The organism is Sphingomonas sp. CV7422, from assembly GCF_027945725.1.
GTDB classification, from domain to species: Bacteria; Pseudomonadota; Alphaproteobacteria; order Sphingomonadales; family Sphingomonadaceae; genus Sphingomonas; species Sphingomonas kyungheensis.
The window spans coordinates 1-14,962 of record NZ_CP115902.1; the positions used below are offsets into that span (position 1 = coordinate 1).

At 68.3% G+C, this 14,962-nt stretch carries 17 protein-coding genes; 7 read left to right on the top strand and 10 right to left on the bottom strand.

Translation table 11 applies throughout. The features are described from left to right. The 5 genes from PBN85_RS18390 to PBN85_RS18410 form a co-directional block, all read right to left on the bottom strand. A partial coding sequence (locus tag PBN85_RS18390) for a hypothetical protein (RefSeq protein WP_271301088.1) occupies nt 1-234 on the bottom strand: 234 nt, incomplete at its 3' end. Then, nucleotides 234-2,378 carry a GumC family protein gene (locus PBN85_RS18395; RefSeq protein WP_037533997.1) on the bottom strand — a complete coding sequence of 715 codons (2,145 nt, stop codon included), beginning with the start codon at nt 2,376-2,378 and terminating at the stop codon, nt 234-236. The genes PBN85_RS18395 and PBN85_RS18390, both read right to left, overlap by 1 nt. 33 nt (nt 2,379-2,411) lie before the next feature. Further along, the gene (locus PBN85_RS18400) at nt 2,412-3,710 is read right to left on the bottom strand and encodes an outer membrane beta-barrel protein (RefSeq protein WP_271301089.1); all 1,299 of its coding nucleotides are present in this window, start codon (nt 3,708-3,710) and stop codon (nt 2,412-2,414) included. A gap of 24 nt (nt 3,711-3,734) precedes the next feature. Beyond that, nucleotides 3,735-4,169 (bottom strand): hypothetical protein, encoded by a 435-nt coding sequence (locus PBN85_RS18405; RefSeq protein WP_152542243.1) that lies wholly within the window; start codon nt 4,167-4,169, stop codon nt 3,735-3,737. Nucleotides 4,170-4,789: 620 nt separating this feature from the next. Beyond that, a complete protein-coding gene (locus tag PBN85_RS18410; RefSeq protein WP_443026793.1) occupies nt 4,790-5,428 on the bottom strand; it encodes a polysaccharide biosynthesis/export family protein in 639 nt (212 codons plus the stop codon). Nucleotides 5,429-5,592: 164 nt separating this feature from the next. Here PBN85_RS18410 and PBN85_RS18415 point away from each other — a divergent pair, with 164 nt between their 5' ends. The 4 genes from PBN85_RS18415 to PBN85_RS18430 all read left to right on the top strand — a co-directional run bounded on the left by PBN85_RS18415 (nt 5,593) and on the right by PBN85_RS18430 (nt 7,884). Next, a complete protein-coding gene (locus tag PBN85_RS18415) occupies nt 5,593-6,177 on the top strand; it encodes a transglutaminase-like cysteine peptidase (RefSeq protein ID WP_271301091.1) in 585 nt (194 codons plus the stop codon). 77 nt (nt 6,178-6,254) lie between these two features. Beyond that, nucleotides 6,255-6,524: a hypothetical protein gene (locus tag PBN85_RS18420; RefSeq protein ID WP_037533991.1), complete on the top strand. Its 270-nt coding sequence runs from the start codon at nt 6,255-6,257 to the stop codon at nt 6,522-6,524. 164 nt (nt 6,525-6,688) lie between these two features. Next, nucleotides 6,689-7,021 (top strand): hypothetical protein, encoded by a 333-nt coding sequence (locus PBN85_RS18425; RefSeq protein ID WP_271301092.1) that lies wholly within the window; start codon nt 6,689-6,691, stop codon nt 7,019-7,021. 101 nt (nt 7,022-7,122) lie between these two features. Next, nucleotides 7,123-7,884, top strand: coding sequence for a trypsin-like serine peptidase (locus tag PBN85_RS18430; RefSeq protein ID WP_271301093.1), 762 nt, complete (start codon nt 7,123-7,125; stop codon nt 7,882-7,884). A gap of 38 nt (nt 7,885-7,922) precedes the next feature. On the opposite strand, the gene PBN85_RS18435 is transcribed toward PBN85_RS18430, so the two are convergent. Beyond that, nucleotides 7,923-8,177, bottom strand: coding sequence for a hypothetical protein (locus PBN85_RS18435; protein WP_271301094.1), 255 nt, complete (start codon nt 8,175-8,177; stop codon nt 7,923-7,925). A gap of 195 nt (nt 8,178-8,372) precedes the next feature. On the opposite strand from PBN85_RS18435, the gene PBN85_RS18440 reads away from it, so the two are divergent. Next, nucleotides 8,373-8,573: a ParD-like family protein gene (locus PBN85_RS18440; RefSeq protein ID WP_271301095.1), complete on the top strand. Its 201-nt coding sequence runs from the start codon at nt 8,373-8,375 to the stop codon at nt 8,571-8,573. Nucleotide 8,574: 1 nt separating this feature from the next. Further along, entirely contained in the window at nt 8,575-9,348 is a 774-nt protein-coding gene (map, locus tag PBN85_RS18445; RefSeq protein WP_271301096.1) for a type I methionyl aminopeptidase, read from the top strand. A 168-nt stretch (nt 9,349-9,516) separates the two neighbouring features. Here map and PBN85_RS18450 read toward each other — a convergent pair whose 3' ends face one another. Then, nucleotides 9,517-10,287 (bottom strand): metallophosphoesterase family protein, encoded by a 771-nt coding sequence (locus PBN85_RS18450; RefSeq protein ID WP_271301097.1) that lies wholly within the window; start codon nt 10,285-10,287, stop codon nt 9,517-9,519. A gap of 207 nt (nt 10,288-10,494) precedes the next feature. On the opposite strand from PBN85_RS18450, the gene PBN85_RS18455 reads away from it, so the two are divergent. Beyond that, complete coding sequence (locus tag PBN85_RS18455; protein ID WP_271301098.1) at nt 10,495-12,399, top strand: hypothetical protein; 1,905 nt, start codon at nt 10,495-10,497, stop codon at nt 12,397-12,399. 134 nt (nt 12,400-12,533) lie between these two features. Here the strand turns inward: PBN85_RS18455 and PBN85_RS18460 are convergent, their stop codons facing one another. The 3 genes from PBN85_RS18460 to PBN85_RS18470 form a co-directional block, all read right to left on the bottom strand. Next, nucleotides 12,534-13,298, bottom strand: coding sequence for a hypothetical protein (locus PBN85_RS18460; RefSeq protein ID WP_271301099.1), 765 nt, complete (start codon nt 13,296-13,298; stop codon nt 12,534-12,536). Between the two features lie 645 nt (nt 13,299-13,943). Further along, a complete protein-coding gene (locus tag PBN85_RS18465) occupies nt 13,944-14,309 on the bottom strand; it encodes a response regulator (RefSeq protein WP_271301100.1) in 366 nt (121 codons plus the stop codon). A gap of 130 nt (nt 14,310-14,439) precedes the next feature. Further along, nucleotides 14,440-14,940, bottom strand: a complete 501-nt coding sequence (locus tag PBN85_RS18470; RefSeq protein WP_271301101.1) for a MucR family transcriptional regulator — start codon at nt 14,938-14,940, stop codon at nt 14,440-14,442. Nucleotides 14,941-14,962: the final 22 nt, after the last annotated feature.

The window sequence follows — 14,962 nt, forward strand, 5'->3', positions numbered from 1 at the left end:
GGTCGCCGCCTGGCGCAGCCACAAGCCGGCAAGGCCGGCGGCGGCGCGCGGCGGGACGTCGGCGGGGCGCCAGTCCGCCGCCTCGGCGAGCAGCGCGGCGCGGGTCGCGGCATCATCGTCGCGCGCCGCGGCGACGCGGGCGATGCGCCGTTCAGGACCGATGGCGAGGCCGGCGAGCAGCAGCGTCGCCCCCGCCACCGCGAGCCACGCCAGCCGCTCCGGCGCGCGCGCCACTATTCGTTGTAATAGGAGGAGTAGCGCGCCGAATAATAGAGGCCGCCCATCGCCTCCGACCGGTGATCGACCATCGTCAGCACCGCGCCGAGCACCTCGCCATGGCTATGTTCGAGCCCGGCGAGCGCCGCGTCGACCGCGGCGATCGGCGTCGCATTCCACTTGATCACCAGCATCACCGCGTCCGCAAGGCCGACCAGCGTCCGTGCATCGGCGATGCCGAGCAGCGGCGGCGTGTCGAGGATGATGAAGTCGTAGCGGCTGCGCGCCGCCTCGAGCATCGCTTCCATCCGGCCACCGCCGAACAGGTCGATCGGGGTGAACAGCGAGCCCTGGACGAGCAGCAGGTCGAGCCCGTCGACCTCGTCGGGGATCACCGCCTGCGCCATCGTGCTGCGGCCTTCGAGCACGTCGGCCAAGCCGGTGTCGACCGAGCGGTTGAGCGCGCGCAGCACGCCGGCGCGGCGCACGTCGCAGTCGATCAGCAGCACGCGGTCGCCGCTCATCGCCATTACCCGCGCGAGCGACAAGGCGCTGGTCGTCTTGCCCTCGCCGGGCAGCGTCGAGGCGAGCGCGATCACCTTGGTCGGCTGCGTCTGGTTGCGCGTCACGACGAAGGCACGGATCGCGCGATAGGCCTCGGCATAGACGGTCATCGGCTTGGCGACGAGCGTGGTGGCCGGGTTGGTGACGCGATGCGCACGCAGCTTCCACGGCGTCGGCAGGCGCGGCACCGAGGCGACGAACGACAGGCCGAGCAGCGTCTCGATATCCTCGGGCTTGCGGATCGTCGAGCTCAGCCCCTCGAACAGCAGCACGCCGGCGAGACCGAAGACGAGGCCGATCAGCAGCCCCGCCGCGGCGAAGGCCTTGACCTGCGGGAAGGTCGGCTTGGTCGGGATCGTCGCATTCTCGATGATGTTCGCCTGCGGCGTCGAGACGCGCTGCGCCTGGCTCGACTGCTGCGCCGCCTGGGCGAGGCGGGTGTAGGCGGTGCGCTTGGCCTCGGCATCGCGCTCGAGGCTGCCGGCCATCACCGACGCCTGGTCGTCGCGGGCGACGCCGCGCTGCAGCGTGTTGAGCCGGCCGCGCAGGCTGGCGGCGCGTGCCTCGGCGGACAGCGCCTGGCTGCGCAGACCGCCGACGACGCGCTGCGCCTCCTGGCGGATCTGCTGGTCGAGCGATTCGATCTGCTCGGCGACCTGGATCGACAGCGGATAGCGCGGGCCGTAGCGCGAGCTCAGCTCGGCACGGCGCTTCTCCGCCTCGGTACGCTGGCGGCGCAGGTCGGCGATGACCCCCGACGACAGCACCGCGGAGATGGCGTCGGTGCCGCCGGTGGCATTCTGCCGTTCGGCGACCGACAATGCCGAGCGCGCCGCGGCGGCCTCGGATTCGGCGGTGGCGAGCTGCATCGACAGCGGCGCGATCTGCTGGTCGGTGATCGTGCCGCCCTCGCCGCTCTGGCTGATGCCGCTCTGCGCGCGATAGGAGGCGAGCCGCGCGTCGGCGGCCTGCACCTCGGCGCCAAGCTCGCGCAGCCGGTCCTGGATCGACTGCGACTGTTTCGCCGCGGTGCCCATCAGATTGTCGGCGGTGCCGGCGACATAGGTCGCGGCATAGGTATTGGCGATGCGCGCCGCCTTGGCGCCGTCGACCGAGCGGATGCCGATCATGACAAGATAGCTCTTGTCGTCGCGGTTGATCTTGAGATGGTCGAGCACGCCGCTGGTCGCGCGTTCGATCGCGGTATTGGCGGGGCCCTTGCCGGCGAATTCGGGATCGCGGTCGAGCCCCAATTGCGTCACCACCTTGCGCGCGGTGCCGCGCGAGCCGATCACCTGCACCTCGGTATTGACCGCGGTCTGGTCCGCGGGCTGTTCGTTGGTGTTGCCGAAGTCGAGCGGCGAGGCGGCATTGGGGGTGATGCGCACCTTGGCGAAGGCATCGTATTTGGGCGTCAGCATCAGCGCCGCGCCGAGCGCGGCGGCGAACACCAGCACGGCGGTGGCGACGACGACGATCCAGCGCCGGCGGATCGCATCGCCGACCGACCGCAGCGTCACTGCACGGCGGCCGACATGACGCGACTGGTCGAAGCGGCTTGCTTCCTCGGTTTCGGCCAACGCGGACATCTTATTCATACGGTCGCTATTTTCCCTTTGGGGACAACAGCGTTACCGCTGCACAACGATTGATAACAGTGCACGCGTCTCGTCGAAAGCCCGTAATCCGACGTTGCCGCGCGCGGTACGATTGTCGCGCCCGACGACGAGGCCGAAGCCGAAGTTGCGATTGAGCAGATAGCGCGCACCGGCGCTGTAGCGCAGGATCTTCGATTTGGCGTCCTGATTGGCGAAATCGTCCTGCTCATAGCCGAGCTGCGCGTTGAGCAACAGGTTGCGCAGCAGCTCGTGATCGACGCGCACCGCCGCGGCGGTGGCGAAATAGCCGCTGCTCGTGCCGAAATAGCTGTCCTGGATGGTGCGGCGGACGTTGAGGCCGACCGTGGTCAGCTGGGTGGGGAAATATTCGACCCGCGCTTCCGCCGACAGGCCGGAGATGTCGGAATAGATCGGGGAATCGTAGCGGCGGCTGACATAGCCCAGACCGATGCCGCCGCGAATCAGCGCCGACAGGTCGAAGCTCGCCCCCCCGATCACGTTGACCTCCTTGGAATCGCGATTGGGAATGCCAATGGTCAGCGGATATTTATAGCTGGTGTCGGTATAGCCGCCTTGCAGGAACAGCGAGGTGTCGGGTGACATCGCATATTCGCCGCGCGCGGTGGTGCGCAGCAGCACCTGGTCACGATTCTGCTGGCTGATGATCGTGTTCGAGAAGGAGCGCACGTCGGAGAAATTGAACTGGTCGACGCTGACCGCGACCTGTCCGCGGATGCGCGCGCCGGCGAAGGCGCTGCCAACGCTGGCGGTGGTCTGCTGGAACTGGATCGCCTCGGCAGCATCCTGCGGCGAGGCGGCGGACGAGCGCGGCTCGGTCGAGCGCGCGGTGCGCAGCAGCGTGTTAAAGCTCAGCGAGCGGGTCGCGTCGAGCCGGCCGCTCGCATCAAGATTGTAATTGGTCTCGTTGCGCGGCGTCTCGCTCGAGAAGCGGCGCAGCCGCGCGCCCGCGTTGAAGTTGAGCTCGTTGGTCGACCAGTTGCTGTTCGCGGCGATCGACGGCGCGATCAGCGCGTAGACGTCGCTCTGCTTATTGCTGTCGACCTGATAGGCGTTGTCGGTAAAGCCGGCGCCGAGTTCGAGCTTGGGATAGAGCAGGAACGAACCGGCGCGCACGCCCTGCGCCTGATATTCGGGGCGCTCACGCTGGAGCACACTGGTGTTCTTGCCGCGATCGAAATCGAGCGGCAGGTTGGGCAGCACCAGATTGGCGTCGGTCGACTGCGCCTCCGCGGCGCTCGCCGCGAACGGCAGGGTCAGCATGCCCGCCAGGGCAACAAGGGGCAGCCGCATCGAAATACCTGTCAAAATCATGGATCAGAAATTGGCGTAATTGGAGCCGCCGCCCCCGCCGATGCCGACCACCGGGCCGAGCGCCAGCGTCGCGCCAGGACCGCCGACCGCGGCGGTGCCGTAGCGGTCGCAGCGCGAGGCGCTGGTCAGCACGTCGCGCAGCGCCTGCACGGTCGGCTTGGGCTGGGCGGTGTCGAGCGTCTCGTGCAGCGCGGCGACGACCACCGGGCAGTTCGCCTGGCTCTGGTCGATCGTATAGGCGATCTGCGCCTCGAGCGCCTCGCGCGAGGCGGGCGCGGGCACGCCGGCGATGGTGCGCAGGATGTCGGTATAGAGCGCGATGACATTGGGATCGTCGCGCGACACGACCGGCGACAGGGGCGTCACCGGGATCTGCGCGTCCCCGCCGGCGGCCACCAGCGTCGCTGCCGCCGCCATGCCCAGAATAAGCATCCGCATCCGTGGAACCCCTGTTTTTTCAATCCTGTGTCACATAACGCCGCAAACCACAATCACGCCGCATGGTCCGTTGTGGTTGTGTCCGTTTCCGGGACAGTAACCAACGCCGCTGGTACCGCATCGGACGCAGGCACGGCCCTTCCCTCGCACCGGCCGCGGGGGAAGGTCATGACCATCCCGGAGCGCCTCCTCCGCGCCTCCGCGCCTCCGCGTGATCCTGTTGTTTCGCGCAGAGGCGCAGAGAGCGCAGAGGCGCGCGCGCATACCGCTGCCCGGTCGGATGATACGGCGGGGAACTAGGGATTCACGCGAAGACGCGAAGATGTTCCGACCGCCGCAGGCGCGGCCCATGCCATTCACCGCTGGAAGGAGAGGGCCACACCAGCCCGAGCCGCCGCCTCTTCGCGTCTTCGCGTGAAATTATCCAGCCCTCGCGCCATCGGCAGAGGGTGGATCGGGTTCACGCGGAGGCGCAGAGGCGCGGAGAGGGTGCGCCGGCCGCAACGGCAGCCCATGCCATCGGCCGGCAGGAGAGGGAGGGCCGCGCCAGCCTGAAGCGTGCCCCCTCTGCGTCCTCCGCGCCTCCGCGCGAACCCGCTCAGGCGCTCAGCGCGGCGTCGTCAGAACAGGCGTTCCTTGATGCGGATCGTATCGCCGGGGCGGACGCGCAGGTCGGGGGAGAGCGGCACGGTCTCTTCGTCCGCCTCGCCGGCGTGCTTGACCACCACCGACTTCTTGCTGGCGCGATAGGTGAAGCCTTCCGCGGTCGCCACCGCGTTGAGCACCGTCAGACCCGACGAATAGGGATATTCGCCCGGCTTGTTGACCTCGCCGAGGATGTAGAAGGGGCGGAAGGTGAGCACGTCGATGCTGACCCGCGGCTCGCGCAGATAGCCGTCGGCGAGCTTGCGCTGGATCGTCGCGGCGAGCGCGGTGGTGGTGACACCCGCCGCCTCGACGTCGCCGATCAGCGGCAGCGACAATTTGCCGTTGGCGTTGACCAGGAACTCGCCCGACAGCGACGGTTCGTCGAAGATCAGGATGCGCACCTTGTCGGCGACGCCGAGCCGGTAATCGTCGGTCGCGGCCGACACGCCCGCCGGGCCGGCCTGCGCCGAGGCGGTGACGCCGGCGCGTGCGGCCGCGCCCGTCGCGGCAGACGTGGCGGCGGGCGTGCTGCCGACCGGGGAGGTCTGGCCGGCGAGCGCCGGGCCGCAGCCGGCGAGTGCGATCGCCGCGATCAGCGTCAGGATTTTCATTCGCCGCATATCCCCAGTAACCATTCGATGCATCCGGCCTTCTCCCGGCGCGGACACAATCGGCTAAAGCTAGCGTACGTCATGTTTCTTGTCACCTGCTGGGGTTTAGGACAAAGGCCCGCTACGGGACGGCTTGTTAACCTTTGCTGGCTAGCCTTGCCGCCATGACCGTCCTTGCCCTGCTTCGCCGGCTGCTGCTCGCGCTCGCTCTGGTCTCGCCCGCGCTCGCCGCGGCGCATCCGGTGCTGTCGTTCATCACGCTCGACCAGCCGATCACCGCGCCGCGCGGCTTCACCGCGATGTGCGCGACGCGGCCCGAGCTGTGCAGCTCCGCGCCGATGACCGGGTCGGCGACGCTGACCGACGACCTGCGCCTGATCGATACGGTCAACCGCACCGTCAACCGGCGCGTCCGCCAGCAGACCGACGTGCGCACCTATGGCCGCGGCGAATTGTGGACGCCGGCCGGGCGCGGTCGCGACGCGCGCGGCGATTGCGAGGATATCGCGCTCGAGAAGCGGATCGAGCTGATCCAGGCGGGCGTCCCGCCCGAGACCCTGTTCCTCGCGGTCGGCTATGCGCGGCGGATCGGCCTGCACGTCGTGCTGGTCGCGCGCACCGGCTCGGGCGACCTCGTCCTCGACAGCCGCACCGAGGGGCTGCGGCCGTGGCGCGACGTGCCCTATCAGTGGATCGGCGCGCAATCGGGGCAGGACCCGTCGCGCTGGTTCGGCATCGCGCGCAGCTGAGCGGCGCGGAACCAACGCGGCGATCGACCATTACCATCGGTTCGACCTTACGGGTCCGTAACAAAAGGGGGTTAGTGATGAAGAAGACGGTAATGGTGGCTCTGGCAGCCGGTCTGGTCAGCCTGTCGGCCTGCAATTCGAGCCCGCGCGAGCAGGCCGCCGACAATATCGAGTCGAACACCGAAGCGGTCGCCGACAATCTCGAAGATGCCGCCGACGCGACCGGCAATGCCGCTGCCGCGGACCGGCTCGAGAACACGGCGGACGCGGTGCGCGCGACCGGCCAGAACCAGGCCGAAGACATGCGCACCAACGACCCCGACACCAATCTGTCGAACGGCATGTGATCGAGACCGATCGGAGCGGCTGTCGCCCTCCGATCGTCCGACCGGACGGGAACCCTCGCCGCGGCACGGCGTTTGCCGCACGGTAGCGGCATGACCGTTATGACCGTGTCGCCGGCGGGGAGATGGTAATGCTGACCAAAGCATTGAGCGTCGTAGCGTTGGGCATGATGTTGGTAGCGGCCAAGGACGATCCGCTCGCCGGTCGCGTCGCCGGCCCGGCAAGCCAATGCCTGTCGGGCTTCGATACCAATGCCCGCGCCGAGATCGTCGACGCGCGCACGATCGTCTATTCACGCACCGACCGACGCAATTGGGTGGTCCATCCGCAGGGCGTCTGCCAAGGCCTACGGCCTGGCCGCACCCTGGTCGTGGAGCAGCGCGGCGCGCAGCTGTGCAAGGGTGATCGCTTCCGCACCGTCCAGTCGACTTCGTCGGTGCCGTCGGCCTATTGCACCTTCGACAGCTTCGTCCCCTACGACCGGAGCACCGCGCGCTGATCCGCTGCGGCTCGTCCGTCGGGCGGCCGGTTCTAATCGCGATCGCAGCGGCAGCCGGGCTGTCCGCCGCGGCCGGCGCCAATATATTCGATGCGGACGGCGTGGACCCGCGCGCGTACGTCGCGGCCGGTGCGGCAGAGGCACGACGGCTGGCGCCGATCGGCGCGATCGAATCCGATTTCGTGCTGCGCGCCAAGCGCGGCTTCGGCGTGCCACCGGGGGCGGGTACCGCCTTCCTGGTTTCGCCATGCTATGCGGTGACCAATTACCACGTCGTGTTCGGCAACCATCCGCTCAATCTCGACCCGATGGCGGATTACGACGTCAGCGTCCGCTTCGCGCTCGCCGCGGCCGACGCACCGCTGCGCGTGGCGGGCCGGGTGCGTCACGCCGGCGGCCTCGGCGGCGCTCTGCCCGATCTCGCCCTGGTCCGGCTCGACGATTGCCCGGGGCGGCGGCTCGGCTGGTACGAACTTGCCGCGCCACGCGCCGATCCGCGCGGTCCGGTCGATCTGGCGGGTTATGCACGCGACCGCGGCATGCGCCAGCTCAGCCGCCAGCGCGCGTGCCGGATCGTTGCGGCAGCGGGGACAGCGACAGTGGGGGCGGGCTGGCTGTTGCACGATTGCGCCAGCCGCGAGGGCGCCTCAGGCGCGCCGCTGCTCGATCCGGCTGCACCCGGCGCGCCGCTGGTCGTCGCGATCAACGCCGGCGAACTCGCGCCGGTCCGTGACATCCTGCCCGGCTTTACCGCGGCACACGCCAATATCGCGATCCCCTCCGCCGCGCTCAGCGCGCTCCCCGCGATGCTGGCGGCGATCCGCCGCGACCGCGCCGGCCAGACGAACCCACTGGCACGGTGATGCCCGCCCGGCGTCGAACGATGCCGGGCGGGTGAGGATCAGTTGCTGTCCGAATCCTCATGGTCGCTGATCAGTACCGCGGCGCCGATCGCGATGCCGGCGACGATGATCGCGGCCGAGATCGGGCCGATGCCGGCGCCGGCGAGCTTGTTCGACTTGCCGGCCGGCGCGGCGGCGCGATGCGCCGACGACAGCGACAGCGTGCTCGCGGGATTGGCGGTGGCGGCGCTCGCCGCGACGGGGCTGGCCGCGAGGGCGAGCGTCGATGCGCCGAGCAGGACGGATTTCAGCATATGGAGTCTCCCAGTGTCGGCGAACGGTCGCCACCGGTTCGAACGCATCACGACGCGCTATGCTACCGTCGGTTCGCCGCGTCGCAGCACGATTGCGCCGCGCGCACGGGCATAACGCCGCCCTTCGGTCCTCTCCGATTGACCCCGAGCATATGATCCATATACGGTTCGTATAGGCTAACGGAGGAAAGTCCCATGGGGATCGTCAAGATCGACGACGGGCTGCACGAGGAGGCACGCAAGGCGAGCATGGTCATGTGCCGGTCGATCAACGCCCAGGCCGAATTCTGGATGAAGATCGGCATGCTCGCCGAGGCGCATCCGACGCTGTCGTTCAACGAGATCGTCGCGGCGCAGCGGGCCGCCTGCCACGCCCCCGTCGCCGCGATCGCCTGACATGGTCAAGACGCCGGACGAACTGGCGCTGATGCGCGTCTCGGGCCGGCTGCTCGCCTCGGTGTTCGAGATGCTCGACCGCCAGACGCTCGCCGGGATGTCGACGCTCGCGATCAACGATCTGGTCGAGCGGTTCATCACCGACGACCTCGCCGCGCGGCCGGCGAGCAAGGGCCAATATGGCTTCCGCTTCGTGCTCAACTGTTCGATCAATCACGTCGTCTGCCACGGCGTGCCGAGCGCCGGCGAGATCGTCCGCGACGGCGACATCATCAACCTCGACATCACGCTGGAGAAGAACGGCTTCATCGCGGATTCGAGCAAGACCTATCTGGTCGGCGAGCCGAGCCCGGCCGCGCGGCGACTGGTGCGGGTCGCGCGCGAGGCGATGTGGAAGGGCATCGGCCAGGTGCGGCCGGGCGCGCATCTCGGCGACATCGGCGCCGCGATCGAGCGCCACGCCAGGACGCACGGCTATTCGGTGGTGCGCGACTTCTGCGGCCACGGCATCGGCCGCGACATGCACGAAGCGCCGCAGGTCCTCCACTTCGGCCGGCCGAACACGGGCATGCGGCTGCGCGAGGGCATGGTGTTCACGATCGAACCGATGATCAACCAGGGCCGCCGCACGGTCGCGACCAAGGACGACGGCTGGACGGTGGTGACCAGCGACGGCAAGCTCTCGGCGCAGTTCGAACATACCGTCGCGGTGACCCACGACGGCGTCGAGGTGCTGACGCTGCGCGACGACGAACGGCGGGCAGGCGCGGCGTAGCGGGGGCTCGCTTGCGCCGATGCCGATGCCGATGCGGGTGCGCGCGGAGGCGCGGAGGGGGTGCCGTTCGGGCTGGCGTGATGCTCTCATGACCGATCGGGCGGGGAGGGCCGCTGCCGCGGCGGGCTGGACATCCTCCGCGCCTCCGCATGAACCCCTTACCGCCGCCTAGCCGAACGGTTCGCTGGTCGTGCGCGGGCGGTCGTCATAGGCCTGGATCAGCCATTGCGCCTCGCCCTCGAGGCCGAGCGCAGTGAGGCAGCCGGTTTCGTGCGCGCCGGTGTCGATGCCGATGCGGTTGCCGCCGAGCTCCGGCCGGCCCGGCGTGAAGGTATGGCCGTGGACGATCACCTTCTCGTGGCGGCGGCGGCTCGACAGGAAGGGTTCGCGGATCCACAACAGATCGTCCGGGTCCTGCCGCGCCAGCCGTACGCGCGGGCGGATGCCGGCGTGGACGAACAGATAGTCGCCGCACGTCCAGGCATGCGGCAGCCGGTCGAGCCAATCGACCACCCCGACGTCGAGCGCGGCGCGCAGCGCGTGCAGCAGGTGCGCGGTGTCGACCGGCTCGGCAATCATCACACCCAGTCCCTCCAGCGTCTGCCGCCCGCCGAAGCGCAGCCAGAAGGCGAGCGCCTCCTCGTCGCCGCGATAGACGTCGACCAGCGCCGCCTCGTGATTGCCCTTGAGCACCTTGACGTCGTCGTCGCCGGCGAGCGGCAGCGCGCGCAGTAGGGTCGCCGCGTCGCGGCCGCGATCGATGAAGTCGCCAAGGAACACCAAGGTCACCGCCGCAGGCCCGCGCGCGCTCGAATCGTGGCGGATCGCGTTGAGCAGGCTGATCAGCAGGTCCGCTTCGCCATGGATGTCGCCAATCGCATAGACGCGCCGCCCGGGCGGCAGGCAGGGCGCGGCGACGGGGCGGCGGTGAAAGACCATCGGGCTCCATGGCGCGCACCCAGCGCGGAAGGGAGGGATCAGGAGCGTCAAACGCCGTGGCGGCACACCGCGCGCGAGACGACGCGCGAAGCCCGCGGCCTCCAACCATCATCCGTCCCGGCCTTCAACCGATATTTAACTGTAACGGCCTAAAACGCTTAAGAATTATTCTTGGGCTGAACAGTCATGCGTAGCTTTGGACTTTTAATGGCGGCCTCGAGCCTGCTAATGCTCGGCGGCTGCGGCGGCGGTGGCGGCAGCAGCAGCACCGCCACCAGCACCAGCGAGACCGCGGCGGGATCGTCGGGCGTCATCGTCGTCCCAGCGCCGACGCCTGCCGCGACGCCAACGCCGACGCCTGCCGCGACGCCGACGCCGACCCCCGCACCAACCCCCGCTCCGACACCGACGCCGGCCCCCACGCCAACGCCGACCCCGACGGCATCCAATCCCAATACGCTAGTGCTCGGCACGGCGACCGCCTTCGGCCAGCAGACCTGGGATTTCTCAATCCTGCAGACCGCCAAGACGCTCGGCGTGGCGCAGGTCCGCGATGGCGTCGCCTGGACCGAGATCGAGAAGTCGCCCGGCGTCTACCAGTTCACCTCGCCCAAGGTGAGCTGGATCGACAATGTCATCGACGGCGGCTTCCCGGTGACCTTACTGTTCGACAACACCAACTCGCTCTACGACAGCGGCCTCACTCCCTATACCGACGCCGGCCGCGCCGCCTACGCCAAGATGATCGTCGCGACGCTCGACCGGTTCCCGCGCGTCAAGGCGATCGAGGTCGGCAACGAATACAACGCGTTCAACTTCGTCACTGGGCCGGTGCTGAACGACGGCTATCCCGCGCGCCAGAAATATTATTACGACATGCTAAAGGCCGTCTACACCGCGGTCAAGGCGAAGCACCCCGACGTCAAGGTGTTGGGCGGGGCGGCGCTGGCGATCCCGGTCGGCTACTTCAAGACGTTGTTTGCGCTCGGCGGCCTCAACTATATGGATGGGATCGTCGTCCATCCCTATACCACCAACCCCGAGCAGCTCGACAAGCAGCTCACTGTGCTGCGCAACGCAATGGGGAGCAGCGCCAAGCCGATACACACGACCGAATTTGCGCAGGAACTCGACAGTATTTCCGACACCGCTGACTATCTGGTCAAGAGCGTCGCAGTAATGGCGTCGGCGGGCGTCGCCGAGGCGGACTGGTATTCGCTGCGCCAGCAGGGCAGTTCTAACAACGTCTGGTACAAGAACATCGCGCTCGCCTCGTTCGCTGGTGCGGTGCTCCCGCCCGGGCGGGGCTATCAGGTGATGGCGACGCAGGTGCTCACTCAAGGCGCCGGCAAACGTATCGCCACCGATCCGTTCGTCTACGCCTATCAGTTCGGCGACAAGGCGATGGTGATCTGGGGCGATCCACGCAGTCTCACCGTCTCGGCAAACGCAAAATATTACAATTCGCAAGGGGTGGCGATCGCCAAGCCGGCGACGCTCAACCAGAATTCGCCGACGATCATCGTCAGCGACACGCCGCTCGTCTACGGCAGCAACGTCACGCTCGGCGCGACGCAGCTCGTCGCCGACAGCTACGACCAGTTCGACTTCACCAACTCACTCGACGGGTCGACCAAGTTTGAGGGGCCGTGGAGCTATTTCGCCTATGGCGTGCGCTCGCAGGCCTATACCCAGGCCTATACGCAGGGCGGCGGCGAGATCGCGAGTTCGGACTGGATGCCCTATATCGGCATCGACTGGCTGCGCCCGTTCAACATCAACGCCAATACGGTGAGCCCGGTCGACTATAATACCGGCGGGTCCCCCGACGCGTACAAGGCGATCCTGCGCTACACCTCGCCCTATGACGGGACGTTCAACATCGTCGGCGCGTTCGACGTCAACGCCAATTCGGCGGACGGCATCGACGTCGGCGTCGTGGTCAACGCCAAGACGGTGTATACGACGATGTTCAAGGGCCATTCCGACCTCAGCCTGAAGGGGATCAGCCTCAAACAGGGCGATGTCGTCACCTTCGTTATCGGTCCCAACCAGAATGCGACCGGCACCGACACGACGCAATATCGGCTAAAGATCTACCGCGCGTCCTGAGCGCAGCGGCAGCGATGCGGACGGGTCGCCGGTGGGAGCCGGCGGCCCGTTCGTGCGTGTGGAACGCGGCGCGGTGGGCGAGCCGTGATGACCTCGCTGCGATGACGCGCCGCACCGCCGCCACGGTGACCAAATTACGATACCGGGGCGGCTGCGGCCCGGCGGATCGCTGCACTCGCAGGGCGCGTGACGCACCCTGACCCGCTAGCCTGCCGTCGTCGTGCGGGCCGGCGGGGGGCGGGGGCGGGGGCGGGAGCCTGGGCGGTGGCGATATCAGCGTGGATCGCGCCGCCCACCGCGGCGGCGGCAACGAGCACCGCCGGGTCACTCGCGCGCGTCGCCTCAATCTGTGCGGGGGCCGTGGCGGTCGCAGCGACGGCGTTGACGGTGTCGGTCGGCGCCGACGTTTCGTCGCCGGCGACCGGCACGGGTGCGCTGCTCGGGATCATCGTGCCGCCGGCATTGATATAATCGTGCACCGTCGCGGCGAGTTCACGCGCAATCTGTTCGGCGGCCTCGCCGCGCTTGGCGGGGTCGCCGACGTGGAGCATCTCGACGAGGTGGAGCTGCGCCTTGAGATCGGCGATCTTCTGGGTGGCGTGGAGACGCGCCACCTCCGCCTCGCGCTTGGCGGTGCGCAGCGCCTCGAGCGTCTCCGTCGCGGTGGCGGCGCGATGCTCGGCGGCGCGATGCGCGGGATGGGGCTGATGGGGATCGAGCCGGTTGGGATCGGGATGGGTCATCGCCGCAGCGGCGATCTCTGCCGCCGGATCGGGCCGCGTCACCGATGTCGTACCGGGCAGGGTGATCGCACCGATCGCCGCGACGCTTGCGGCCGGCACGGGGCCGTGATGCTGCGAATCGGCGTAGACCCCGGACGGGGCGCTGCCAACGTTCATGCCTCCATGATAGAAGGCCGGCAGGACTCGCGGTCATGCGACGCGACAAAAAAACCCGTCGCGCCGGATCGGTCGGGCGCGGCATGAACCCGTGCCGCGCCCCTCCTCAGAAGACGGTGGCGATGATCCCAGCCCAGAGTGCGGCGGCGATCGGCAGCGCGATTAGGATGCCGTGGGCGCCGAACGGATGACGGTCGGCCTCGGGGTAGTTAAAGATACGCATCAGAGCCTCTCCCAGCGTTTTCGCTATGAGTGGTTAACGTATCCATTTATGGTACCGGTTCAAGGGGTTTCGCGATCTTTTGTGTTTCGGGCATGCGTCACCCGTACCGCGTTGCAGCGACCGCAGCGCGAAATCACCGTTCCCTTGCGCACCGTGGCGGGCTTGTGCCGCCATCGGTGGATGCCGTGCCGGCATAGAAATCCAAGCACACCCACGCCTCACCCTGTCGTGCTTAACTATAACCGAATCCATGGTAATTCACTAGCATTGGCGGGTCCCGAAACGGGGCAGGTTGCATCCTCCGTCATGGTCACTGCATCCGCCGCAATGGCGCGGCCGCCGCGCGCGCCGGCGCCGTACCGTTGGCACGGAGCGCGGCGCGCCGGCGCCCCGGCCGCGCCGTTTTCCATTTCAGGGTATGGTTAACGATGCCGACGCGGCGTGGCGTGATTCGCAAAGGCCTCGGCGATCGTCAGCCGCAGCCGGTCGTGCGACACCGGCTTGGCGATCACCCGCCCGCCGCTCGGGCAGCGATCGGGATGTGCGGTAAGATAGAGGACCGGCGCGGCGACGCCGTCGGCGGCGATCCGCGCGACCGCGGCGGTGCCGGTGCCGTGGCGCAGGCAGACGTCGGCGATGATCAGATCGGGGGCGCGACGCGCGGCGGCGCGCTCGGCCGCGGCCTGGCTTTCCGCCACCTCGATGCTGCCCGCGCCGGCCAAGGTCGCGGCATCGGCGACGAATTCGCCGAACAGATAGGAATCTTCGATGATCAGCACGTGCGGCATGGCGGCCTTTTCAGCGAGAGGACTGAAAACCCACCAAATAAAAGAACGTTCCACCCATGAAACGAGTGACCGCAAACCGGACGGATCATGGCCGGAGCCGCGCGCGGGGCGCGGCTCCGGGCAGGTCGGCTCAGGCGGTCGCGTCGGCCTTGGGCTTGCGGGCGGGCTTCGCCTCCCCCTTGGCGGCATTGGTCTGGCCGGGCTTGCGGCCGAGACCGATCGTCTTGGCCATCGCGCTGCGGCTCTCGCTATAGGCGGGGGCGACCATCGGATAATCGGCCTTGAGCCCGTAGCGGGCGCGATATTCGTCCGGGGTCATGCCGTTGGTGGCGAGATGGCGGCGCAGCGTCTTGTAGGGCTTGCCGTCGATCATCGAGATGATGTGGTCGCGCGAGGCGAGCGACTTCCGCACCGATACCGCGGGCGTGTAATCCTGCGCCGGCGCGGCATCGTCGCCGCCCTTGGCACTGCCGGTCGACAGCGCGACGACGGTGTCGTGCATCCGCTGCAGGAACGCCGGCACATCGTCCGCGCTCACCCGGTTATTGGAGTTGCTCAGCCACGCCACAGTCAATTCGGTTGCGAGTTCCACCGGACTGATGCTGGTGTCAAATTCGTTCTGGTCGGCCATGTTGTGCTCCTTTGGCGTGACG